A 21,782-nucleotide genomic window follows, 5' to 3' on the forward strand; every position below is an offset into this window, starting at 1 on the left:
TTCTCCGGCGGCTGGCTTAAAGTGGTCGCACTCAATCAAGGAGAACTGCATGTTCCAGCGAATCCTGGTCGCCACCGACGGCTCGCCCCTGGCCAAGAAAGCCGTGACGAGCGCCATCGCGCTGGCGGCGCAGAACGGCGCCGAACTGGTCGCGCTGACCGTCGTGCCCCGCTATCCGACCAACTATTTCGACGGCGCCGCCGTCTTCACGCCCGAGGACATCGGCCGCATCGAAAAGCAGTGGGCCGACTCCGCGCAGACAGCGCTCGACGCGGTCGCCACCGAGGCCAGGGCGGCCGGCGTGAACCTCAAGACCGCGGTCACCAGTTCCGACGTCGTCGGCGATGCCATCATCGGTGCGGCGAAAAAGCACGAGTGCAACCTGATCGTCATGGCCTCGCACGGCCGCAAGGGCATCAAGCGGCTGCTCCTGGGCAGCGAGACCCAGCATGTCCTTACGCATTCCGAGCTTCCTGTCTTGGTGCTGCGCTGATCGCGATTTATAACGGCGAAGCGGTGCGGCCCTCGCCGCACCGTTCTTCTACTTGGAAAGGAAGCGAATGAAGATCCTGATCGCCGTGGACGGCAGCCTCCACACGCAGAAAGCCATCGACTACCTGGCGAAGCATCGCCAGATGTTCGTGAACGGCAATGAGTTCGTCGTGGTCCACGTCTGCATCGGCGTGCCGGGGCACGTGGCCCGGCATCTGAGCAAGGGAACGATCGCGGAGTACTACACCGAAGAAACCGCGAAGATCATCGAACCGGTGAAGGCGCAACTCGCGAAGCACGAGATCACGAACTACCGCATCGACGCGCGCCACGGCCATGCGGCCGAGGAAATCATCAAGTCCGCCGGCGAGTGCGGCGCCGAGCTGATCGTCATGGGCACGCACGGCCATGGCCTCATCGGCCGCGCGCTCATGGGTTCGGTGGCCACGAAGGTCGTGGCCGAGACGGACATCTCCGTCCTGCTCGTGCAATAGCGCCGCTCAGGCGCTCGCGAACAGCCCTTTGTGCTGTTCGCGCAGCAGTGCTTTCTGCACCTTGCCCATCGCGTTGCGCGGCAGCTCGTCCACCACGAAGCAGCGCTTGGGAATCTTGAAGTTCGCGAGCCGGGCCTTGAGGTCCGCAACGATCGCATCTGCATCGAGCGCCGCCCCCGCCTTCGGAATCACGATCGCCACGCCCACCTCGCCGAAATCCGGGTGCGGGACGCCGACGATGGCACTCTCGGCCACACCGGGCATCTCGTTGATGAAGCCCTCGATCTCCGCCGGATAGACGTTGTACCCGCCACTGATGATCAGGTCCTTGCTGCGCCCGACGATGGTCACGTAGCCGAGGCCATCGATCTTGCCCACGTCACCGGTCTTGAAGAAGCCGTCGGCGGTGAACTCCTCCTTGGTCTTCTCCGGCATGCGCCAATAGCCGGCGAACACGTTGGGGCCGTCGACCTCGATGTGGCCGATCTCTTCTATGGGGCATGGGTTGCCCTGGTCGTCCCTCACCCTCAGTCGCACGCCGGGCAGCGGAAAGCCCACCGTGCCCCCACGCCGCTCGCCCTGCACCGCGCTGTACGGGTTGGAGGTGAGCATCGCCGTCTCGCTCATGCCGTAGCGCTCGAGGATGGTGTGGTCGGTGCGCTCGCGCCACTCGTTGAAGGTCTCGATCAGGAGCGGCGCCGACCCCGAGATGAAGAGCCGCATATTGCTGCACGCCTCGCGCGTGAGCCCCGGCTCGGCCAGCATGCGCACGTAGAGGGTGGGCACGCCCATGAAGACGGTCGCTTCCGGAAGGCGCGCGACCACGCGGCGCGGATCGAACCGGTTGAGCCAGATCATCCGGCTGCCGCTGATCAGCGCGCCGTGGATCGCGACGAAGAGTCCGTGCACATGGAAGATCGGCAGCGCGTGAATGAGCACATCGCCGTCGCCGCGCTTGGAGGTGCGCCAGCCCCAGTAGTCCTTGAGCACTTCGGCGTTCGACTGCAGGTTGCGGTGCGAGAGCATCGCGCCCTTGCTGCGGCCGGTGGTGCCGCTGGTGTAGAGGATCGCGGCGAGATCGTCGCCCTTCTTGCGAGCGATGTCGTGCTGGTCGCTGCACTGCGCCGCGACTTCGAGCAGCGTGCCCGTGCGATCGTCGTCGAGCGTGAAGACATGGCGCGTGCCGGCCTTCGTTGCGATCGGCGCGACCCAGTCCGCGTTGGCGGTGCTGCAGACGACCACCTCCGGCTCCGCATTGCCGATGAAGTACTCGATCTCGGCTTGCCGGTAGGCGGTGTTGAGCGGCAGGAAGACATAGCCCGCGCGGAGGGTCGCAAGGTACAGGAGCATCGCCTCGACGGACTTCTCGACCTGCACTGCGATGCGTGCGCCCTCCTTGAGCTTCAGCGCATGGAGCAGGTTCGCGATCATCGCGCTCGCGCGGTCGAGATCGCGCCAGGAATAGAACAGGCCATCGTCGGTCTCGACCGCGATCGAATCGAGATCCGAGGGAAAGGCCGCGCGCAGCGCAGCGAAGAGATTGGCGTTCGTTGTCGTATCGGTCATGGTGAATTCAGAAGACAGGAGTGCGCTTGCCGAGGAAGGCGGCGATGCCTTCGCGGTGTTCGTCGGAATCGGCGTAGTCGTAGGCCACCGCCACGAGCGGCGGCAGCGGGTCCTGGCCGCCGGCACCGCGCAGCGCCGAGAAGGTGCGTTTGTTGAGGCGCGCGGCTTCGGGCGCCAGCGTCGCGATGCGCTGCGCGTGCGCGATCGCCTCGCCGGCGACTTCGGCGTCGGGCAGCACCCGCAGCAGGAAGCCGGCGTCGTAGAGGCGCTGCGCGTCGTGCGCGCTTGCGGCCAGCAGCATGTCGCGCGCGAGCGTGTCGCCGATCGCCCCGCGCACCAGCGCGGCTTCGCGCGGCGCCATCGGGAAGCCCAGCTTCGCGATCGGGGCGCCGAACTTCGCCGAAGCGCCGGCCAGGCGGATGTCGCAGCAACTCGCAATCTCGAGCCCCGCACCCATGCAGGCGCCCTCGATCTGCGCGACGAGCGGCACTTCGCACGCCAGCATCGCGGCCAGGGCCGCCCACACTTCGTTCTCGTGGAATTCGCGCAGGCTCGCCTCGTCGAAGCGGAACGACGGGTACTCGGAGATGTCGCCGCCCGCACAGAAAGCACCGCCCTCCCCGCGCACGACGATGCAGCGGCGCGACGCATCGCGCGCAAGCCCCTCGAAGACCGCGCGCAATTCGAGCCACATCGCGCGCGTCATGGCGTTGAGCCGGCCTGCGTTCGCCAGCGTGACGAACGCGATCGGCCCGTCGCCGTGCAGCGTGATCGAACCGGTCATTCCAGCTTGGCCCCGGAGTCCCTCACCACGGCCGCCCAGCGCTTGATCTCGGCGTTCACGAACGCGCCGAACTGCGGGCCGATGAGGCTCGGGATTTCGGACCCGTTGGCGGCCCAGATCGATTTCAGGTCGTCGGTCGCGAGCGCCTTCTTCATGTCGTCGATGGCCCGCGCCTGGATGTCTGCCGGCGTGCCCTTGGGCGCCCAGAGACCGTACCAGGTGGTCACGGTGTAGTCGGGCAGGCCCACCTCCGCCGCGCAGGGCACGTCGGGGAACGCCGGATTGCGTTTCGTGCCGGCGACCATCAGCGCCTTGATGCGGCCCGCCTTGATGTGCTGTGCCGAAGAACCCAGCCCATCGAACATCACGTCCACGTTGCCGGCGATCAGGTCCTGCAGCGCCGGCCCCGCCCCGCGGTACGGGATGTGCGTGATGAAGGTGCCGGTCTGTAGCTTGAAGAGCTCACCCGCGAGATGGTGCGAAGTGCCCGATCCCGCCGAGGCGTAGTTGAGCTTGCCCGGGTTCTGCTTGGCATAGGCGACGAAGGCCTTGAGCGTGGTCGCACTCACCCGCTTCGGATTGACGACCACCACCTGAGGCACGTCGGCCAGCAGCATCAAGGGCACGAAGTCCTTTTCGAGGTCGTAGTCCAGCTTGGGATAGACCGACGGCGCGATCGCGTGATGGACCGCGCCCATGAACAGCGTATAGCCGTCCGGATGCGCCTTGGCCGCGATGCTCGCGCCGACGGTACCGCCCGCGCCGCCACGGTTGTCGATCACCAGCGTCTGGCCGACGAGGCGGCTGAACTGCGCCGAGAGCGGCCGCGCGAAGGCATCGGTGCCGCCGCCGGCCGGAAACGGCACGATCATCGTCACGGGCTTGGTCGGCCAGCCCGACTGCGCCTGCGCGCCGCCTGCCAGGGCCGTCGCGCCCGCCGCCGCCGCGAGCTGCAGCAGCGCGCGCCGCTGAAAGGTTGGTGTCATGGCTTGTCTCCTCGTTATGGTCTGCACGCGCCGGGGCCCGCGGCGCAGGATGATTCGGCCCTCGAAACTATCAATCCGGGAAAAAGAGATCGTCGATCGCGCCGGACACCGCTACCTTGCCCTGCGCCAGCAGTGCACGGTGCTTGTCGAGGCGCTTGAGATCGTAGAGGTAGTTGACCATCAGCCCGTAGGACTGCTTCAGCCCCTTCGGCGAGGGATCACCGGCCCAGTTCAGCCGCTCCACGCGCGCGCCATTACCCAGATGAAAGCGCGCCACCGGGTCCACCGGCTTGCCGTCGGCGGTGGCGCGGCCGAGGTATTCCGCGGCCGCATTGAGCAGCAGCTGCCGCACCGGCGACTTCGCGTCCAGCCCGCCCACCTCTTCCGCCGCCGCGAGGAAGCGCTCCGCCGTAGGCGGCAGCGATCCGACCACGCGGCCGAGCTCGGTCGAGCGCTTTTCGTCGAGCCGCGCCAGCATGTCGCCGGCATGCTTGCCGAGCCACGCGCGAAACCCCGGAATCGGCGACAAGGTCGCGAAGGTCTTGAGCCGCGGCAGTTCTTCCTGCAGCGTCTCGACCACGCGCTTGATCAGCGAATCGCCGAAGCTCACGCCGCGCAGGCCGGTCTGCGTGTTGCTGATGGAGTAGAAGATCGCGGTGGTGGCCTTCTCGGGCTTCGTGAGCGCGGCAGCCTCGTCCAGCAGCGGCGAGATGCCCTCGCTGATGCGATCCACCAGCGCCACCTCGACGAAGATCAGCGGCGTATTCGGCAGGCGGGGATGGAAGAAGCCGTAGCACCGGCGGTCGCTGTCGAGCCTGTTCTTGACGTCGGCCCAGCTCTTGATGTCGTGGACCGCCTCGTACTGGATCAGCTTCTCGATCAGCGAAGCCGGCGAATCCCAGCTGATGCGCCGCAGATCGAGGAAGGCCACGTCGAACCAGGTGGAGAACAGGTGTTCGAGTTCGGCGTCGAGCGGCAGCAGGCGCCGGTCGCCCTTGAGATGCGGCAGCAGCTGCGCGCGCAGCTCGACGAGGAAGCGCATGCCGTCGGGCTCGATCGCGAAGCGCTGCAGCAGCCGCGCGCGGGGCGACACCAGCGCGCGCCGCAGATGGACCTCGGCCTGGCCTTCGTCGGGCGTGCCGACCGCCGCCTCATGACGATCACGGGCGCTGCTGAGCTTCTGCGCATCGGGTGCGAAGCGCTCGCTCATGAGCAGCCAGATGTCGCGCCGCTCGTCGAGCTCGCGGCCGGCATACCAGTTGACGAAATCATGCGCGCGCCGGCCGCCCTCGACTTCGCTCACGCTGGGATCGACCACCGCCTGGAGTTCCACCAATGCGCGCCGCAGCGCGCGCGGCGCGAGCGCCTCGCCGGAGCGGCGCAGCGTGGCTTCGAGACGTTCGGAAAGCGGCCTGGGCCCGACGGCGCTGGCCGCTTCGGTGATGTTGCCCGGTTTCAGGCGCGAGACGTTGCGTGTGATCCAGTCGCTGGCATTCATGAGATCGGTTCGACCCTTCCTTCAGATGACTCGGGCGAAAAGAGTCATCTTAGGGGAACCGAGACCGGATTCTTTTCGCCGGCTATCGATAGACCCTGCAAGCCGCGGCGGTCTCTCTCCGCCGGCTCAACGCGCGGCCTGCATCACGCCGCAGTCGACGATCTTGAATTCGACGCGGCGATCCAGCGCATCGACCGCATCGTCGGTGCCGCTGCCGATGATGTTCTCGCGGAAGCCCTTGCCGCTCGGCGCCGTGCGCGTGCCGAGCACGGCCGCTTCGCCCACCAGCCGCTGCTGGATGAACTTCGCCCGCTGCAGCGAGAGCGTATCGTTGTAGGCCACCGGACCGGTGTGGCTCGTGTGGCCGATGATGTCCATGCAGACCTTCGCGCCGGCGCTTGCTTTCGCGATCTCGCGCAGCCACATCGGATAGGGCCCGCTGATCTTCTGTTCCGACCAGAACACGGTGCTGTTCGGATTGAACAGGAACTTCACACCGAGCTGCTGGTTGGCGATGCCATACGCCACGAGCCTGCCGAAGGCCTGTTCGGCCTCCGCGTTCTTGCCGAGCTTGGCCGAACTCAGGTAGATGCCGTTGAGCACGCGAAGCTGCTCGCCGATCGCGCTGTCCCCGGCGGCGTTGTAGCCCGCCAGCGCATCCTGGTAGCGCTCGGCGTTGTAGGCGCTCGTGGCGTCCTTGATCAGCGGCGCAACGGCAAGACGATCGAGGTAGTACCCATCCGCCTTCTGGCCGGGCGGGGTCGCGCTGGTCCGGACGTAACCCTCGACCACGCGGTCCTTCGTGGGCACGGGCGTGTCTCGGTAGTAGAGCAGCGGCGTGTGGTCCAGCCCCTCGTCACGGGTCACGGCGGAGGACTGCGCGATCACCTTGCCGCTCGCGAGCTCGGTCAGGGCGAGGTTGATCTCCATCGGGCCGCGCGGCTGGTCGACCGCCAGCCGGGTCATCGTGCCGGTCAGCAGATAGCGTGCCTTGTCGAGGTTCGCGCGCTGGAACGGCACGACCTGGATCGAGTCCTGCGTCGCCAGGCGCTCCGTCACGCGCTCCTGCAACAACTGGGTCGCCGCCGTCTGCTGGCCGCTGCCGGCATCGATCATCGGATCCAGCACCACCCCGCTCTTGCCGCCCATCCGGGTGAGCAGGCTCTGCATCTTCTGGGTCTGCACCATCAAACCGTCGGTCGCCTGCGCGACGGCCTGGTCGAACGGAAGCTCCGCCCTGGAAGCCGGCGGCTGCGAGGCGCAGGCCACCAGAAGCGCGGCCGCGCCGAACGAGGACATGGCCTGAAGCCAGCGAGCAAGTGTCGTGGTCATCATTCACACCCCTTTCTGAGTTGAGCCGCCTCCGACGGTGACAGCGAGCCGAGCGAGGCTCGCTGAAGAATGTCGGTGCAGTTCGTGCCGGCCGGCACGCGCTCGGGCGCCGGCCCCGCGGGACGAACGATCGGCACGACGACGGTCCGGATTTCCGATTCCGGCGCGGCGACAGGCTGCTCGCGCCGTGCAATGCGCCTCGGTTCGGTGCGCGCGTGCGACGCAGCACGCGGAGCCGGTGCCGCGGCGCCCGGCGACGGGACGGCCGGAATGCGCTCCGGACCCTTCGCCGATTCGTCGATCGACGCCGGGGCGAGCGCCGCCTTTGCCGGAGCGGATGAGGGCTCGGACACCTTTTCCTTGTGCAGCTCGACGGTCCTGGGCGGCTCTGCGGCCGGGATCGGAGCGAGTGCTTCGATGGCCTTGGGGGCGGCGGGATCGGTCCGGGGCGCAGGTTGCACGGCCATTGCCGGCAACGGCTTCGGCGCCTGCACGGGTGCGACCGCCTGCCGGGGCGTCTCTGGGGATTTCGCCGGTTCCGGCTGCTCCTGCGGCGCGGGCGCCACCCGCATGGTCACCGCGCGCGGCTTGGCGGGCGCCGACGGCGCCGTCCCCGCGGGCGACGGCCCGGTCGTTGGCGACACGCTGCTGCTGCGGTAGTAGACGAAGGTCACCGCGCATGCCAGCACGGCCAGCGCCGCCAGCACGGCGGGCTTGCCCCAACTCGTACGCGTATCCTGCCGCGCTGCCGCCGGGGCGCCGACCAGCGGCGGCCAGTTCGACACCGGGGCCCTGCGGCGGCTGCGGATCACCACGGGTTCCTCGCGATCGTCGATCTCGTCCGACGCCGTGTGCACATGTTCCACCGCTGCAGGCGGCATCGTCGGCGGCACGCGCATCGCGTCCGCCAGCTCGCGCTCGACGATCGGATCGGGTTCGGCGAAGGACGGACGATCGGTCACGACCTTCGGGCCGGAGGACTCGGGGGTCAAGAGCGCGTCGTTGCGATGGACCGCACGCACGAGTTCCAGATCCTGCAGCTTCTCGCCACAGCTCAGCAGGGTCCAGAACTCGGCGGCGCTCTGGGGCCGGTTGCGCGGATGAAGCGACAGCGCGGCGTCGATCGCGGCAAGGAAGGATTCGCTGTACTGCCCCTCGGCGATATCCGACAGCGGCTGGAGCCGGTCCTCCATCAGTCGCTCGATCGCCGGCATCGGCGCGTGCCCGGTCACTGCCGCGTAGACCACGCCCGCCAGCGCGTAGAGGTCCGTCCAGGCGCCCTGCCTCATCGAGGCGACTTCGCCGTATTGCTCGATCGGCGCATAGCCCGGCTTGAACACCACCGTCGGCGACGAACCCATGCCGTCGATCACGCGCCGCGCGGCGCCGAAGTCGAGCAGCACCGGCCCGGCGTCGGTCAGCAGGATGTTGTCCGGCGCGATGTCGCGATGGAAGCAGCTCGCGGCGTGCATGGTGCCGAGCGCATCCAGCAGCGGGCGAAGCCAGTTGCAGAGCTCCTCTTCGGTCGGCGGCCGGCCGAGCGCCGCGAGCGCGTGCTGCAGCGTCGGGCCTTCGTAGTACGGCATCGCCATATAGGCCGTGCCGTTGTCTTCCCAGAAGTGGAGCACGCGCACCAGCGAAGGATGATCGAAACGCGCCAGCAGCCGCGCCTCGTTGAGGAAGCTGCGCATGCCGACACGGAAGCTGTCGCGATGCCGCTGCGACTTGACCACCACCGCCGAGGAGACGCTCGCGCGCGTCGCGAGGACGGCGGGGAGGTACTCCTTGATCGCGACGTGCTGCTCGAGCGAATGGTCCCAGGCGAGGTAGACGATGCCGAAGCCGCCTTCTCCGATCGGCCCGACGATCTCGTAGTCCAGAAGGCGCATGCCTTCGGGCAGCGTGTGCGCGGTTGCCCGCTCGGAATCGCTCCATTCGAGCGACGCCGCGTCCGCATCGTCCTGGCCCGGGAGGCGGCCGAGCACGGAGTTCGATTCGATTGCCGACACGGAGGTCATTGCATCACTTCAGTTTCCCTGTGGTGCGGACTCTACTGCGCACCGCAGCATGATGCATTCACCAGAAGCACTAGCCGAACGGACGCTCCGTTCGCCTACGCGTGCACGGGAATTCCCCTTACGCGGGCGCGGTCGTCGCTCTTCGCTGCGCCGGCGCGCTGAGATAGAGCCACGCGCCGAAGACGATCATCGGCACGCACAGCCACTGGCCCATGCTCATGTTCAGCGCCAGCAGGCCCAGGAAGTCATCGGGCTCGCGGAAGAATTCGGCCGTGAAGCGCATCGCGCCATAGCCGATCAGGAACACCGCCGACACGCGGCGCTCGCGCCGTTCCTTGCGCGCATAGAGCCACAGGATCACGAAGAGCAGCAGGCCTTCGAGCAGGAACTGGTAGACCTGCGAGGGATGGCGCGGCAGCATCGACCCGCTCTGCGGAAAGACCATGCCCCACGGAAGGTCGGCGGGCGCGAAGCGGCCCCAGAGCTCGCCGTTGATGAAGTTGCCGACGCGCCCCGCCGCCAGTCCGGTGGGTACGCAAGGGGCGACGAAATCCATCACCTGCCAGAACGGCCGCTTGCGCGAATGCGCGAACCAGACCATCGACACGATCACGCCCAGCAGCCCGCCGTGGAAGCTCATGCCACCCTGCCAGACGAAGAAGATCTCCAATGGATGGGTGAGATAGAAGCCCGGCTTGTAGAAGAAGCAGTAACCGAGGCGGCCACCGACGATCACGCCGAGAACGCCGAGAAAGAGAATGTCCTCGAGGTCCTTGCGCGTCCACGCGCCGGGGCCGGTGATCGAGCGGAACGGCTCGTGTTGCAGCCGTCGGGTGCCGAGGAAATAGAACAGTGCGAAAGCGGCCAGATAGGTCAGGCCGTACCAGTGGATGGCGATCGGCCCGAGCTGCAGCGCCACGGGATTGATCTGCGGATACATGAGCATGCCCGGGATTAAAACACCCCCGCGTGAACCCATCCGGCCGGTCACTGGCCGATGAATTCGATGAAGCGGGCGAGCGCCGGGTTGGCGGCTTCGGCGGCCCAGACGAGGCTGGTCTCGCAACTCGGCAGCGCGACCGGCGCACGGCGGCGGCCTTCGGGCTCGAACTCGGCCGCACCCCGATAGACGATGCCCGCCCGGCGGAACTGCATGACGCTCTCGGGCACCCAGGCGACGCCCAGACCGCCCCACACGAGGTTCACGATGGTCTGCATCTGGATCGCCTCCTGCGCGATGCGCGGCGTGCGGCCCGCCCCGTGGTAGAGGTCGAAGATGGCGTCGTGCAGCGACGGCACGATGCGGCGCGGAAAGATCACCACCGGCTCGGCCAGGGCATCCGCGAGCCGGATCTTCCTGGCCTTCGCCAGGGGATGCGTGGCGGGCAGCGCGAGCACCAGCGGCTCCTGCGACACAACGAGCCGCTCCAGACCCGGCGGCGCGGAACCCGGCGAATGCAGCATCAGCCCGGCGTCGATTTCGCCGCGCGAGAAGGCTTCGAGCTGCACGTCGCCGGTGGCCTCCACCAGTTCCAATGCCACGTCTGGCGAGCGCAGGCGGAATTCGCGAACCCAGACGGGCAGCCGCTCGAAACCGATCGTCGACACGAACGCCAGCCGCACGCGCCCGACCTCGCCCGCCGCCGCGGCGCGTGCTCGCGCGGGCAAAGCCTGTGCGCGCGCCAGGAGCTCGCGCACTTCGGGCACCAGCGCCTCGCCTGCAGGGCTCAGCGCAACACGGCGCCGCGTGCGGTCGAACAGCACCACGCCGAGCGTCTTTTCGAGTTGCGCGATCGCCTGCGTCACCGGCGGCTGCGTCATGTGCAGACGCTGCGCGGCACGGCCGAAGTGCAGCTCCTCCGCCACCGCGAGGAACTGGCGCCAGACACGGAGGTCGATCAGGCTCTCTTTCATATGCCGAGCATATCAATGCATCGGAAAAATTGGATTGGAACCAATCAATCAATCGTCCGATACTTGGCGTCCCCGATTCCCGACCACACGAGACACACGATGGAAACGAAACCGATCCAGATCAACCGCCGCAGCGCCAACATCGTCGAAGGCAAGAGCCGCGCGCCGAACCGGTCGATGTTCTACGCCATGGGCTACGAGGAAGGCGACTTCAAGAAGCCGATGGTCGGCGTCGCCAACGGCCACAGCACCATCACGCCGTGCAACTCGGGCCTGCAGAAGCTGGCCGACGCGGCCATCGCCGGCATCGAGGAAGCGGGCGGCAACGCCCAGGTGTTCGGCACGCCGACGATTTCCGACGGCATGGCGATGGGCACCGAAGGCATGAAGTACTCGCTGGTCAGCCGCGAAGTGATCTCCGACTGCATCGAGACCTGCGTCGGCGGCCAGTGGATGGACGGCGTGCTGGTCGTCGGCGGCTGCGACAAGAACATGCCCGGCGGCATGATGGGCATGCTGCGCGCCAACGTACCGGCGATCTACGTCTACGGCGGCACCATCCTCCCCGGCCACTACAAGGGCCAGGATCTGAACATCGTCAGCGTCTTCGAGGCGGTCGGCCAGAACGCAGCCGGCAACCTGAGCGACGAGGACCTGAAGGAAATCGAACGCCGCGCCATCCCCGGCACCGGCTCGTGCGGCGGCATGTACACCGCCAACACCATGTCGAGCGCCTTCGAGGCCCTGGGGATGTCGCTGCCCTACTCGTCCACCATGGCGAACCCGCACGACGAGAAGCAGAACTCGGCCAAGGAATCGGCCAAGGTGCTGATCGAGGCGATCAAGAAAGACCTCAAGCCGCGCGACATCGTGACCAAGAAGGCAATCGAGAACGCGGTGGCCGTCATCATGGCGACCGGCGGCTCGACCAATGCGGTGCTGCACTTCCTCGCGATCGCGCATGCGGCCGGCGTGGACTGGACCATCGACGACTTCGAGCGCATGCGCAAGAAGGTGCCGGTGATCTGCGACCTGAAGCCCAGCGGCAAGTACCTCGCGGTCGACCTGCACAAGGCCGGCGGCATCCCGCAGGTCATGAAGTTGCTGCTGAACGCCGGATTGCTACATGGCGACTGCATCACCATCTCCGGCCAAACCGTCGCCGAAGTGCTGAAGGACGTGCCGGACCAGCCGCGCGCCGACCAGGACGTGATCCGCCCCATCCACAATCCGATGTACGCCGAAGGACATCTGGCGATCCTCAAGGGCAACCTCTCGCCCGAAGGCGCGGTCGCGAAGATCACCGGCCTGAAGAACCCGGTCATCACCGGGCCGGCGCGCGTGTTCGACGACGAGCAGTCGGCGCTGCAGGCCATCCTCGACGGCAAGATCAAGGCCGGCGACGTGATGGTGCTGCGCTACCTCGGCCCCAAGGGCGGCCCGGGCATGCCGGAAATGCTGGCCCCGACCGGTGCGCTGATCGGCGCGGGCCTGGGCGAAAGCGTCGGCCTCATCACCGACGGCCGCTTCTCCGGCGGCACCTGGGGCATGGTGGTCGGCCACGTCGCGCCCGAGGCGGCGGCCGGCGGCACCATCGCGTTCGTCAACGAGGGCGACTCGATCACCATCGACGCGCACCAGTTGAAGCTCGAACTGAACGTGCCGGACGCGGAAATCGCCAAGCGCCGCGCCGGCTGGAAGGCCCCCGCCCCGCGCTACACCCGCGGCGTGCAGGCCAAGTTCGCCTTCAACGCCTCCAGCGCAAGCTCCGGCGCCGTCCTAGACAAGTTCTAAAAGGCCCGACAGCCCAGGCGGGAAACACCGCGGAACCGGCTTCGCCGGGCCGCTGGTGTTGCCCCCGGTAGGGGGTGCCCGAGCTACACGAAGTGAGCGAGGCTGGGGGCGAGCCTATTTCCTTCGGAGGGTGCCCAGCCTGCTCCGCTGCCGATCGATGCGCTCCTGCCGACGCGCGTTTTCCCGTTCGACGGCCCTGCGCTTGGTATAGCCGGAAGCATCGGCCCAGGCCCACCACGCGACGGCCAACGCGAACGGCGTCAAGATCACCCACCAGCTCCAGGTGGCGACAACACCGACCTCGAGCACCTTGAGCGCCACGGCCAGCAGGCCCAATCCCAAGAACCACATCGCGAACTCCTCCGTCCTTTGTATGCGACACACGGGCTAAGGGACGTCCACCGCCCTACCTACAATCGCGTTGGATCGACTTTAACGCACCCACGCCTTTGAACCCCATGAAACAAGCGCTCCTCGCTGCCGTCCTGTGTGTCGGATGCACAGTCCCAGCCTTTGCCGATCTGGCGCTGGCCACGTCAAAGAACTGCATGAGCTGCCACGCGGTCGATCGCAAGGTGCTGGGGCCGGCCTTCAGGGACGTGGCCGCCAAGTACAAGGACAACAAGGGCGCGGCCGACCTCCTCGCCACCAAGATCATGAAGGGCGGCTCCGGCGTGTGGGGACCGGTGCCGATGCCCGCCAACAACCAGGTCAGCGAAGCCGACGCGAAGAAGCTCGCGGCCTGGGTGTTGTCGACGAAATAACGTCCTGCGTCAGACCGCCGGCGGCATGCCGACTGCGGCGCCGGTCGAGCGGCGATCCAGCCGGTCTTCGAGTTGGCCGATATGAGCGGCGAGCGTGTTGTCGAGCTGCTCGGAACGGACCTTCATGGCCGCCTCCAGTTGCTCGACACGAGCGAGCATCGCCGCGTGCCGCTCGGCGTTTCGGGCCATGTGGGCGTTTTCCTGGGTTTCGAGGAAGTTGCGCAGCTCGGTGAAGCGCGAGGCTTCCGCCTTGTCGGCGAGATCGCGCTGAGCCTGCATTTCCTTGGTGTGACGGCGCGTCTCCAGAAGGATCGAGCTCTGCAGGTAGACCACGTAGGCGACGAAGAAGATGCCCAGCAGCGCGGTCAGCCCCAACATGATCAGGCCGAAAGGCGCGTTGACCTGCATGAAGCCGATCGACATGGCGGTCGGCGAGACGATGAGGCCCCAGTTCAGGGCCGCCAGTGCTGCAATCAGCAGCACGACCACCAGCAATACTCCTGTCCTGACTCCCATGACCTGCTCCGTTTGTGATTGGAGGGTCGTTTGTAACGCAAGTCGACCGCATCCCCTGTCGGACAGGGGTGCGAACGCGCCGCGCCGAGCAGGCGAAACGGCTCGAATCAGTAGGCTTGACCCAACTGCTCGAGGATCGCTGGATTCTCGAGGGTCGATGTGTCCTGGGTAATCGCCTCGCCCTTGGCAATGCTGCGCAGCAGGCGGCGCATGATCTTGCCGCTGCGGGTCTTGGGCAGGTTCTCGCCGAAGCGGATGTCCTTGGGCTTGGCGATCGGGCCGATTTCCTTCGCGACCCAGTTGCGCAGTTCCGCGGCGATCTGCTTGGCCTCGTCGCCCGTGGGGCGCCCGCGCTTGAGCACCACGAAGGCGCAGACGGCCTCACCCGTCAGGTCGTCGGGCCGCCCGACGACTGCCGCTTCGGCAACGAGGTCGGTCTTGGCGACCAGGGCCGATTCGATCTCCATGGTGCCGAGGCGGTGGCCCGAGACATTGAGCACGTCATCGATGCGACCCGTGATACGGAAATACGCCCGGTCGGCGCTGCGCACCGCGCCGTCGCCGGCGAGATAGATCGCGCCGCCCATCTCCTCGGGGAAGTAGCTCTTCTTGAAACGGTCCGGATCATTCCAGATGGTCCGGATCATCGACGGCCACGGCCGCTTGATGACCAGCATGCCGCCGGCGCCGTGCGGAATGTCCTTGCCGGTCTCGTCGACAATCGCAGCCATGATGCCCGGCAGCGGCAGCGTGCACGAGCCCGGCACGAGCGGCGTGGCGCCCGGCAGCGGGGTGATCACGTGGCCGCCCGTCTCGGTCTGCCAGAAGGTGTCGACGATCGGGCACTTCTCGCCGCCGACATTCCGGTAGTACCACATCCACGCTTCGGGATTGATCGGCTCGCCGACCGTTCCGAGGATGCGCAGCGACGAGAGATCCCAATTCTTCGGGTGCACCTTCTCGTCGCTGTCCGCGGCCTTGATGAGGGAACGGATCGCGGTCGGTGCAGTGTAGAAGATCGACACCTTGTGCTTCTCGACCATCTGCCAGAAGCGCCCCGCGTGCGGGAAGGTCGGGATGCCCTCGAACACCACCTGCGTGGCGCCCGCCGCAAGCGGCCCGTAAGCGACATAGGTGTGGCCGGTGATCCAGCCGATGTCGGCGGTGCACCAGAAGACGTCCTCGGGACGGATGTCGAAGGTCCAGTCCATCGTGAGCTTGGCCCACAGCAGGTAACCGCCGGTCGAATGCTGCACGCCCTTGGGCTTGCCCGTCGAGCCGGAGGTGTAGAGGATGAAGAGCGGGTGTTCCGCGCCGACGGGCACCGGCGCGCATTCGCTGCTCTGGCCCTTGAGGACTTCGTCGAAAGTCTTGTCGCGGCCGGCGACCATGTTGCACGCCGTCTTCGTGCGCTGGAACACCAGCACCGACTTGATCGATTCGCAGCCGCCCAGCGCGATGCCGTCGTCGACGATCGCCTTGAGCGGCAGCTCCTTGCCGCCGCGAAGCTGGTAGTTGGCGGTGACGACCGCGACGGCGCCGGCGTCGATGATCCGTTCCTGCAGCGCCTTGGCCGAGAAGCCGCCGAAGACCACGCTGTGCGTCGCGCCGATGCGCGCGCAGGCCTGCATCGCGACCACACCTTCGATGGTCATGGGCATGTAGATGATGACGCGGTCACCCTTCTTGATGCCCTGCGCCTTCAGCGCGTTCGCGAACTGCGAGACGCGCGCCAGCAGCTCCTTGTAGGTGACCTTCGTGACCGCACCGTCGTCGGCCTCGAAGATGATCGCGGTCTTGTTCTCGACCGGGGTGCCGATGTGCTTGTCGAGGCAGTTGGCCGAGGCATTGAGCTCGCCGTCGTCGAACCACTTGTAGAACGGCACGTTGGACTCGTCGAGCACGCGGGTGAAGGGCTTGGTCCAGACCACGTTGGCCTTGGCCTGCCGGCCCCAGAAGCCTTCGAAGTCGTCGGCGGCCTCCTTGCAGAGGGCGTCGTAGGCGGCCATGCTCGGAATGCGAGCGCCCTGGCTGGCGCGGGCGTCCGGCGGAAACACCCGGTTTTCGACGAGGACGGATTCGATGGTGGATGCGCTGCTCATTCGTTTGTCTCCTATACCGACTGCATCAGATTGCGAACCGTTGCGGTGCTGATCGAATGTCGGTGCCTGCACTTACGGAGGACTGACGGGCCCTGCCGATGCGGGAATCGTCACATGGCGGTCGATTGTCGCCCCCTAGAATCTCGCGTCCTGACCGTTGTCAAAGAAGTTCAACAAACGTCCGCCCGATGTCAAACCAAGATCCCCTCCGTGCCGTGGAAGGCAAGGCTTCGCCGCTTCGTCCGCTGCCCAACCTGATCTTCGCAAGCCGCTGGCTCCAGCTCCCGCTGTACCTGGGCCTCATCGTCGCGCAGGCGGTCTACGTGGTGCATTTCCTGGTCGAGCTGCTCCACCTCGTGGAGGCCGCCTTCGGCAGCAAGGACGCGCTGCAGGCACTAATCACCAGCATCGGCTACAAGACCACGGCCCCGGTGGCCACGCTCAACGAGACGGTGATCATGCTGGTCGTGCTGGCCCTGATCGACGTGGTGATGATCTCGAACCTGCTCATCATGGTGATCGTCGGCGGCTACGAGACCTTCGTGAGCCGGCTGAACCTGGAAGGCCACCGCGACCAGCCCGAGTGGCTGAGCCACGTCAATGCCTCGGTGCTGAAGGTCAAGCTGGCGACCGCGATCATCGGCATCAGCTCGATCCACCTGCTGAAGACCTTCATCAACGCGGACAACTACACCGACCGGGTGCTGATCGCGCAGACCGCGATCCACATCACGTTCCTGCTGTCGGCGATGGCGATCGCGGTCACGGACCGGCTGATGGCCCCGTCGCCTGCCGAACAACACTGATCCCGCAGGGCCGGCTCAGCGGCCGGTCATCTTCTCCGGAACCACCCATGCGTCGAACTGCTCGGCCGTGAGGTGCCCGGAAGCGATCGCTGCCTCGCGCAGGCTGGTGCCCTCCTTGTGCGCCTTCTTCGCGATGTAGGCGGCCTTGTCGTAGCCGATGTGCGTGTTCAAGGCCGTCACGAGCATCAGCGAGCGCTGGACCAGCTCGGTGATGCGCTCGCGGTTGGGCTCGATGCCGACCGCGCAGTGATCGTTGAAGCTCACCATCCCGTCGGCCAGCAGGCGCACGCTCTGCAGGAAGTTGTGGGCGATCATCGGACGAAACACGTTCAGCTCGAAGTTGCCGGAAGCGCCGCCGATGTTGATCGCGACGTCGTTGCCGAACACCTGCGCGGCCAGCATCGTGACCGCTTCGCTCTGCGTCGGGTTGACCTTGCCGGGCATGATCGACGAGCCCGGCTCGTTCTCGGGGATGCTCAGCTCCCCGATGCCGCTGCGCGGGCCGCTGGCGAGCCAGCGGACGTCGTTGGCGATCTTGTTCATGCTGGCCGCCAGCGTCTTCATGGCGCCGTGCGCATGGACCAATCCGTCGGCCGAGGCCATGCCCTCGAACTTGTTCGGGGCGGTGACGAAAGGCAGTCCGGTGAGCTTCGCGAGTTCCGCCGCCACCTGCTCCGCATAGCCCTTGGGCGCATTGAGGCCGGTGCCGACCGCGGTGCCGCCGAGCGCAAGCTCACAAAGGTGCGGCAACGCAGCCCTCACGTGTGCCTCCCCGTGGGCAAGCTGCGCAACGTACCCCGAGAACTCCTGGCCGAGCGTCAGTGGGGTCGCGTCCTGCAGGTGCGTGCGGCCGATCTTCACGATGTCGGCGAAGTCCTTCGATTTCTTGTCGAGCGTCGCGCGCAACTTGGCGATCGCCGGCAGCAGCCGGTGCGTGATCGCGTCGACCGCGGCGACGTGCATGGCCGTGGGGAAAACGTCGTTGGAAGACTGGCTGCGATTCACATCATCGTTGGGATGCACCAGCCGCCCTTCTCCGCGCTCCCCGCCGAGCAGCTCGCTCGCGCGATTCGCCAGCACCTCGTTCACGTTCATGTTCGTCTGGGTGCCCGAACCGGTCTGCCAGACCACGAGCGGAAATTCGCCGGGGTGCTTGCCCGCGATGACTTCGTCGGCAGCCCGGACGATGGCTTGCGTCTTCTTCTCGTCCTGCAGCCCGAGGGCCTGATTGACGACCGCCGATGCCCGTTTCACCTGGGCCAGCGCCCGGATGATCTCGGCAGGTTGCCGCTCTCCGGAGATGTCGAAATTCTGGAGCGAGCGCTGAGTCTGGGCGCCCCAGAGCTTGTCGGCCGGCACCTCGATCGGTCCGAAGGTGTCGCGTTCGGTGCGGGTCTTGGCTTCTGTCGTCATGGAAAGAGTCCCCGGTCAGATTCGAAACGCCGACCATGGTACTCGGGCGAGCTTCGCGATCCGGGCAGCCCACGGCCGCGGCGCGGATAATCGGGGAGTTTTGTCCGCCCTCACCCACGTAAAGCCATGACCATCATCCAGCAGGCCGACCTGATCGAGTCGGTGTCCGCCGCCCTCCAGTACATCAGCTACTACCACCCGACCGACTACATCGCGCATCTGGCCAAGGCCTACGAGCGCGAGCAGAGCCCCGCGGCCAAGGATGCGATGGCGCAGATCCTGACCAACAGCAAGATGAGCGCCATCGGCCACCGCCCCATCTGCCAGGACACCGGGATCGTCAATGTGTTCCTGAAGGTCGGCATGGATGTGCAGTGGGGCGGGTTCACCGGCAGCCTCGAGGACGCCATCAACGAAGGCGTGCGTCGAGGCTACAACCATCCCGACAACATGCTGCGCGCCTCGGTCGTCGCCGATCCGCAGTTCGATCGCAAGAACACCAAGGACAACACGCCGGCGGTGATCTTCACGGAGATCGTTCCCGGCAACACGGTCGAAGTCACGGTCGCGGCCAAGGGCGGCGGCAGCGAGAACAAGAGCAAGCTCGTGATGCTGAACCCGGGCGACAGCGTGGTCGATTGGGTGCTCAAGACGGTGCCGACCATGGGCGCCGGCTGGTGCCCGCCGGGCATGCTGGGCATCGGCATCGGCGGCACCGCCGAGAAGGCCACGCTGCTCGCCAAGGAAAGCCTGATGGACGACCTCGACATGCACGAACTGCAGGCCAAGAAGGCCTCCGGCGCCGAGCTGACGAAGGTCGAGGCGCTGCGTATCGAACTCTATGAAAAGGTCAATGCGCTCGGCATCGGCGCGCAGGGCCTGGGCGGTCTCTCGACCGTGCTCGACGTCAAGATCAAGATGTACCCGACGCACGCGGCCAGCAAGCCGGTGGCGATGATCCCGAACTGCGCGGCGACCCGGCACGCGCATTTCGTGCTCGATGGTTCGGGCCCGGTCTACCTCGAAGCGCCTTCGCTGGACCTCTGGCCCAAGATCGACTGGGCACCCGACTACAACAAGAGCAAGCGCGTCGACCTCGACAAGCTCACGCCCGAGGAAGTCGCAAGCTGGAAGCCGGGCGACACGCTGCTGCTCAACGGCAAGATGCTCACCGGCCGCGACGCCGCGCACAAGCGCATCGGCGACATGGTCGCCAAGGGCGAGAAGCTGCCGGTGGACTTCACCAACCGCGTGATCTACTACGTCGGCCCGGTCGATCCGGTCAAGGACGAAGCGGTCGGCCCCGCGGGCCCGACCACCGCCACCCGGATGGACGGCTTCACTGAAATGATGCTCGCCAAGACCGGCCTGATCGCGATGATCGGCAAGGCCGAGCGCGGCCCGGTCGCTATCGAGGCGATCAAGAAGCACAAGAGCGCCTATCTGATGGCGGTGGGCGGCGCGGCCTACCTGGTGAGCAAGGCGATCAAGTCGGCCAAGGTGGTCGGCTTCGCGGACCTCGGCATGGAAGCCATCTACGAGTTCGACGTCGTGGACATGCCCGTCACCGTCGCGGTCGACGCCGGCGGCACCAGCGCCCACATCACCGGCCCTGCCGAGTGGCAGAAGCGCATCGCCAGCGGCGAGTTCAAGACCATCACGCTGGAACCGGCTTGAGCGCTGGCGCGACAGCAGGCCCCTCGGGCGCCGGTCGGCCGATCGGCGTCTTCGACAGCGGCGTCGGGGGCCTGAGCGTCCTCAACGCGCTGCGCGCCGAACTGCCGCACGAGCGCTTCGTCTATTTCGCCGACACGGCGCATGCGCCGTATGGCGAGCGCGGCGATGCCTTCGTCGCACGGCGAACTTCGGCGATCGCGCGCCACCTGGTCGACGAGCACGGGATCAAGGCGCTCGTCGTCGCCTGCAACACGGCGACCGCGGCAGCGATCCATGAACTGCGCGCGGCGCACCTCACGCTTCCCGTGATCGGCGTCGAACCGGCGCTCAAGCCGGCGGTCGCGTTGAGCAGGACAGGCCACATCGCAGTGATCGCTACGCGCGTGACGCTGGAGAGCCGCAAGTTCGATGCACTGCGCGGCTCGCTCGCGGCGCAGGCCCATTTCCACATCGTTCCGTGCGACGGCCTGGCCGGCGCCATCGAAGGCGCGGATTCCGTGCGGATCGCCACGCTCTGCGAGAAGTACCTCGGGGCGGCAGGCAACTTCGGCGATCAGCCCGGGCACGTCGACACCCTGGTGCTCGGCTGCACCCACTACCCGTTCATCACCGACGAGCTGCGCCGCTGGACCGGCGATGCGGTGCGCTTCATCGACACCGGCGCGCCGGTGGCGCAGCAGACGCGCAGGCTGTTGCAGAACGCCGGGCAGCTCAGTGCGGAAGGCGCAGGCGGCGTTCTGATGCTCAGCAGCGCCGCGCCCGAAGCGCTCGACGCCGCAACGGCGCGCTGGCTCGACGGACCTGTCGATCGGGCGATCCGCGCCTGGACCTCCGACACGCCCACGGCCTGATCCGGTCGCGCATGCACCGCCGATTCGTCGCCGCATGCCTTCTGGGACTCGCTTGCGGGGCTGGACATGCGGCATGCGATACGGGTCTTGCAGAGCGGATGCACGCCAAGCTGCACCCCAAGCGTACCCTCGACCATGAGCGCGCCGTGTGCGAGCCCTGGAGGGGCTCGCCGGGCCGCTTCATCGTCGTGCTGCCGATGCCGCAATCCGGCGGGGATCACGACACCACCCGCTTCGACCTCGACGTGCTCGTCGTCCAGCAGGCCGACAACGGCAATACCGAACGCGCGAAGATCGTCAGCCGGCTGCTCGACGAGGGCGCACTCACGGAAGACGCGATCCGCATCTCGGAAATCCGCCTCGACACCGCACGCTATACGCTGGCGCCGGATGCCCGTGCCTTCGGCCTGCGCGTGATCTACCAGGGTTCGTCGCGCGCGAATCCCTACGCGCGGGAAACGCTGACGCTCTACCTGCCGCAAGGCCAGAAGCTCGCCAAGGTGCTCGACGAACTCGAAATGATGCTGGAACGCGGCGAGTGGGACACGAATTGCACCGGCAGTTTCGAGACGAGGCGCGGCACGCTGTCGGTCATGCGTGCCACGAGCAACGGATTGGCCGACCTGATGCTGCGGCAGACGCGTTCGGGCACCCGCAACCTGCTCCAGGGGGACGAATGCGTCACCCAGGAGCGGCCGGCGACGTTCAGCTCCACCGTCCTGCGCTTCGATGGCACGCTCTACCGGACGCCCAAGCGCGCGGCGCGGGACTGAGT

20 protein-coding genes are annotated in these 21,782 nt (G+C 66.9%); 8 read left to right on the forward strand and 12 right to left on the reverse strand.

Annotated features, from left to right (window positions below; genetic code table 11):
- Positions 1–49 precede the first annotated feature (49 nt).
- The gene (locus tag WKW77_RS02290; RefSeq protein ID WP_340355194.1) at positions 50–493 is read left to right on the forward strand and encodes a universal stress protein; all 444 of its coding nucleotides are present in this window, start codon (positions 50–52) and stop codon (positions 491–493) included.
- A gap of 67 nt (positions 494–560) precedes the next feature.
- Complete coding sequence (locus tag WKW77_RS02295; RefSeq protein WP_340355195.1) at positions 561–986, forward strand: universal stress protein; 426 nt, start codon at positions 561–563, stop codon at positions 984–986.
- A 6-nt stretch (positions 987–992) separates the two neighbouring features.
- Here the strand turns inward: WKW77_RS02295 and WKW77_RS02300 are convergent, their stop codons facing one another.
- The 8 genes from WKW77_RS02300 to WKW77_RS02335 form a co-directional block, all read right to left on the reverse strand.
- Positions 993–2,552: a malonate--CoA ligase gene (locus tag WKW77_RS02300; RefSeq protein ID WP_340355196.1), complete on the reverse strand. Its 1,560-nt coding sequence runs from the start codon at positions 2,550–2,552 to the stop codon at positions 993–995.
- Between the two features lie 7 nt (positions 2,553–2,559).
- Positions 2,560–3,336, reverse strand: coding sequence for an enoyl-CoA hydratase/isomerase family protein (locus tag WKW77_RS02305; RefSeq protein WP_340355197.1), 777 nt, complete (start codon positions 3,334–3,336; stop codon positions 2,560–2,562).
- Positions 3,333–4,322, reverse strand: a complete 990-nt coding sequence (locus tag WKW77_RS02310) for a Bug family tripartite tricarboxylate transporter substrate binding protein (protein ID WP_340355198.1) — start codon at positions 4,320–4,322, stop codon at positions 3,333–3,335. Before WKW77_RS02310 ends, WKW77_RS02305 begins: the two co-directional genes overlap by 4 nt.
- Before the next feature lie 70 nt (positions 4,323–4,392).
- Complete coding sequence (locus WKW77_RS02315; RefSeq protein ID WP_340355199.1) at positions 4,393–5,820, reverse strand: malonyl-CoA decarboxylase; 1,428 nt, start codon at positions 5,818–5,820, stop codon at positions 4,393–4,395.
- A 126-nt stretch (positions 5,821–5,946) separates the two neighbouring features.
- Positions 5,947–7,152, reverse strand: a complete 1,206-nt coding sequence (locus WKW77_RS02320; RefSeq protein WP_340355200.1) for an OmpA family protein — start codon at positions 7,150–7,152, stop codon at positions 5,947–5,949.
- The gene (locus WKW77_RS02325) at positions 7,152–9,170 is read right to left on the reverse strand and encodes a protein kinase domain-containing protein (protein WP_340355201.1); all 2,019 of its coding nucleotides are present in this window, start codon (positions 9,168–9,170) and stop codon (positions 7,152–7,154) included. Before WKW77_RS02325 ends, WKW77_RS02320 begins: the two co-directional genes overlap by 1 nt.
- Before the next feature lie 118 nt (positions 9,171–9,288).
- Entirely contained in the window at positions 9,289–10,116 is an 828-nt protein-coding gene (gene lgt / locus WKW77_RS02330) for a prolipoprotein diacylglyceryl transferase (RefSeq protein WP_340355202.1), read from the reverse strand.
- 41 nt (positions 10,117–10,157) lie between these two features.
- Positions 10,158–11,084 carry a LysR family transcriptional regulator gene (locus tag WKW77_RS02335; protein ID WP_340355203.1) on the reverse strand — a complete coding sequence of 309 codons (927 nt, stop codon included), beginning with the start codon at positions 11,082–11,084 and terminating at the stop codon, positions 10,158–10,160.
- Positions 11,085–11,183: 99 nt separating this feature from the next.
- On the opposite strand from WKW77_RS02335, the gene ilvD reads away from it, so the two are divergent.
- Positions 11,184–12,878 carry a dihydroxy-acid dehydratase gene (gene ilvD, locus WKW77_RS02340; RefSeq protein ID WP_340355204.1) on the forward strand — a complete coding sequence of 565 codons (1,695 nt, stop codon included), beginning with the start codon at positions 11,184–11,186 and terminating at the stop codon, positions 12,876–12,878.
- Between the two features lie 114 nt (positions 12,879–12,992).
- On the opposite strand, the gene WKW77_RS02345 is transcribed toward ilvD, so the two are convergent.
- Positions 12,993–13,229 carry a TIGR04438 family Trp-rich protein gene (locus WKW77_RS02345; RefSeq protein WP_340355205.1) on the reverse strand — a complete coding sequence of 79 codons (237 nt, stop codon included), beginning with the start codon at positions 13,227–13,229 and terminating at the stop codon, positions 12,993–12,995.
- Positions 13,230–13,336: 107 nt separating this feature from the next.
- On the opposite strand from WKW77_RS02345, the gene WKW77_RS02350 reads away from it, so the two are divergent.
- Complete coding sequence (locus WKW77_RS02350) at positions 13,337–13,642, forward strand: c-type cytochrome (protein ID WP_340355206.1); 306 nt, start codon at positions 13,337–13,339, stop codon at positions 13,640–13,642.
- A 9-nt stretch (positions 13,643–13,651) separates the two neighbouring features.
- Here the strand turns inward: WKW77_RS02350 and WKW77_RS02355 are convergent, their stop codons facing one another.
- Positions 13,652–14,158 (reverse strand): LapA family protein, encoded by a 507-nt coding sequence (locus WKW77_RS02355; protein WP_340355207.1) that lies wholly within the window; start codon positions 14,156–14,158, stop codon positions 13,652–13,654.
- 107 nt (positions 14,159–14,265) lie between these two features.
- Complete coding sequence (acs, locus tag WKW77_RS02360) at positions 14,266–16,260, reverse strand: acetate--CoA ligase (protein WP_340355208.1); 1,995 nt, start codon at positions 16,258–16,260, stop codon at positions 14,266–14,268.
- Positions 16,261–16,448: 188 nt separating this feature from the next.
- Between acs and WKW77_RS02365 the strand changes: the two genes are divergently transcribed.
- Entirely contained in the window at positions 16,449–17,066 is a 618-nt protein-coding gene (locus WKW77_RS02365) for a YqhA family protein (RefSeq protein ID WP_340355209.1), read from the forward strand.
- A gap of 15 nt (positions 17,067–17,081) precedes the next feature.
- On the opposite strand, the gene fumC is transcribed toward WKW77_RS02365, so the two are convergent.
- Positions 17,082–18,479, reverse strand: coding sequence for a class II fumarate hydratase (fumC, locus tag WKW77_RS02370; RefSeq protein WP_340355210.1), 1,398 nt, complete (start codon positions 18,477–18,479; stop codon positions 17,082–17,084).
- A gap of 126 nt (positions 18,480–18,605) precedes the next feature.
- On the opposite strand from fumC, the gene WKW77_RS02375 reads away from it, so the two are divergent.
- From WKW77_RS02375 to WKW77_RS02385, 3 genes are all read left to right on the forward strand, one after another.
- On the forward strand, positions 18,606–20,156 hold the full coding sequence (locus WKW77_RS02375) for a fumarate hydratase (RefSeq protein ID WP_093159351.1): 1,551 nt from the start codon (positions 18,606–18,608) through the stop codon (positions 20,154–20,156).
- Positions 20,153–21,007, forward strand: coding sequence for a glutamate racemase (gene murI / locus WKW77_RS02380; protein ID WP_340355211.1), 855 nt, complete (start codon positions 20,153–20,155; stop codon positions 21,005–21,007). The genes WKW77_RS02375 and murI overlap by 4 nt, the downstream gene beginning before the upstream one ends.
- Before the next feature lie 98 nt (positions 21,008–21,105).
- Positions 21,106–21,780, forward strand: a complete 675-nt coding sequence (locus WKW77_RS02385; RefSeq protein WP_340355212.1) for a PA3715 family protein — start codon at positions 21,106–21,108, stop codon at positions 21,778–21,780.
- Positions 21,781–21,782 lie beyond the last annotated feature (2 nt).

Origin of the sequence: Variovorax ureilyticus (assembly GCF_037889935.1) — a bacterium.
Classification (GTDB): Bacteria; Pseudomonadota; Gammaproteobacteria; order Burkholderiales; family Burkholderiaceae_C; genus Variovorax; species Variovorax ureilyticus.

Coding starts and splice junctions, on each gene's coding strand:
- WKW77_RS02290 (WP_340355194.1), top strand. CDS start 50: ATGTTCCAGCGAATCCTGGTCGCCACCGACGGCTCGCCCCTGGCCAAG.
- WKW77_RS02295 (WP_340355195.1), top strand. CDS start 561: ATGAAGATCCTGATCGCCGTGGACGGCAGCCTCCACACGCAGAAAGCC.
- WKW77_RS02300 (WP_340355196.1), bottom strand. CDS start 2,552: ATGACCGATACGACAACGAACGCCAATCTCTTCGCTGCGCTGCGCGCG.
- WKW77_RS02305 (WP_340355197.1), bottom strand. CDS start 3,336: ATGACCGGTTCGATCACGCTGCACGGCGACGGGCCGATCGCGTTCGTC.
- WKW77_RS02310 (WP_340355198.1), bottom strand. CDS start 4,322: ATGACACCAACCTTTCAGCGGCGCGCGCTGCTGCAGCTCGCGGCGGCG.
- WKW77_RS02315 (WP_340355199.1), bottom strand. CDS start 5,820: ATGAATGCCAGCGACTGGATCACACGCAACGTCTCGCGCCTGAAACCG.
- WKW77_RS02320 (WP_340355200.1), bottom strand. CDS start 7,152: ATGACCACGACACTTGCTCGCTGGCTTCAGGCCATGTCCTCGTTCGGC.
- WKW77_RS02325 (WP_340355201.1), bottom strand. CDS start 9,170: ATGACCTCCGTGTCGGCAATCGAATCGAACTCCGTGCTCGGCCGCCTC.
- lgt (WP_340355202.1), bottom strand. CDS start 10,116: ATGCTCATGTATCCGCAGATCAATCCCGTGGCGCTGCAGCTCGGGCCG.
- WKW77_RS02335 (WP_340355203.1), bottom strand. CDS start 11,084: ATGAAAGAGAGCCTGATCGACCTCCGTGTCTGGCGCCAGTTCCTCGCG.
- ilvD (WP_340355204.1), top strand. CDS start 11,184: ATGGAAACGAAACCGATCCAGATCAACCGCCGCAGCGCCAACATCGTC.
- WKW77_RS02345 (WP_340355205.1), bottom strand. CDS start 13,229: ATGTGGTTCTTGGGATTGGGCCTGCTGGCCGTGGCGCTCAAGGTGCTC.
- WKW77_RS02350 (WP_340355206.1), top strand. CDS start 13,337: ATGAAACAAGCGCTCCTCGCTGCCGTCCTGTGTGTCGGATGCACAGTC.
- WKW77_RS02355 (WP_340355207.1), bottom strand. CDS start 14,158: ATGGGAGTCAGGACAGGAGTATTGCTGGTGGTCGTGCTGCTGATTGCA.
- acs (WP_340355208.1), bottom strand. CDS start 16,260: ATGAGCAGCGCATCCACCATCGAATCCGTCCTCGTCGAAAACCGGGTG.
- WKW77_RS02365 (WP_340355209.1), top strand. CDS start 16,449: ATGTCAAACCAAGATCCCCTCCGTGCCGTGGAAGGCAAGGCTTCGCCG.
- fumC (WP_340355210.1), bottom strand. CDS start 18,479: ATGACGACAGAAGCCAAGACCCGCACCGAACGCGACACCTTCGGACCG.
- WKW77_RS02375 (WP_093159351.1), top strand. CDS start 18,606: ATGACCATCATCCAGCAGGCCGACCTGATCGAGTCGGTGTCCGCCGCC.
- WKW77_RS02385 (WP_340355212.1), top strand. CDS start 21,106: ATGCACGCCAAGCTGCACCCCAAGCGTACCCTCGACCATGAGCGCGCC.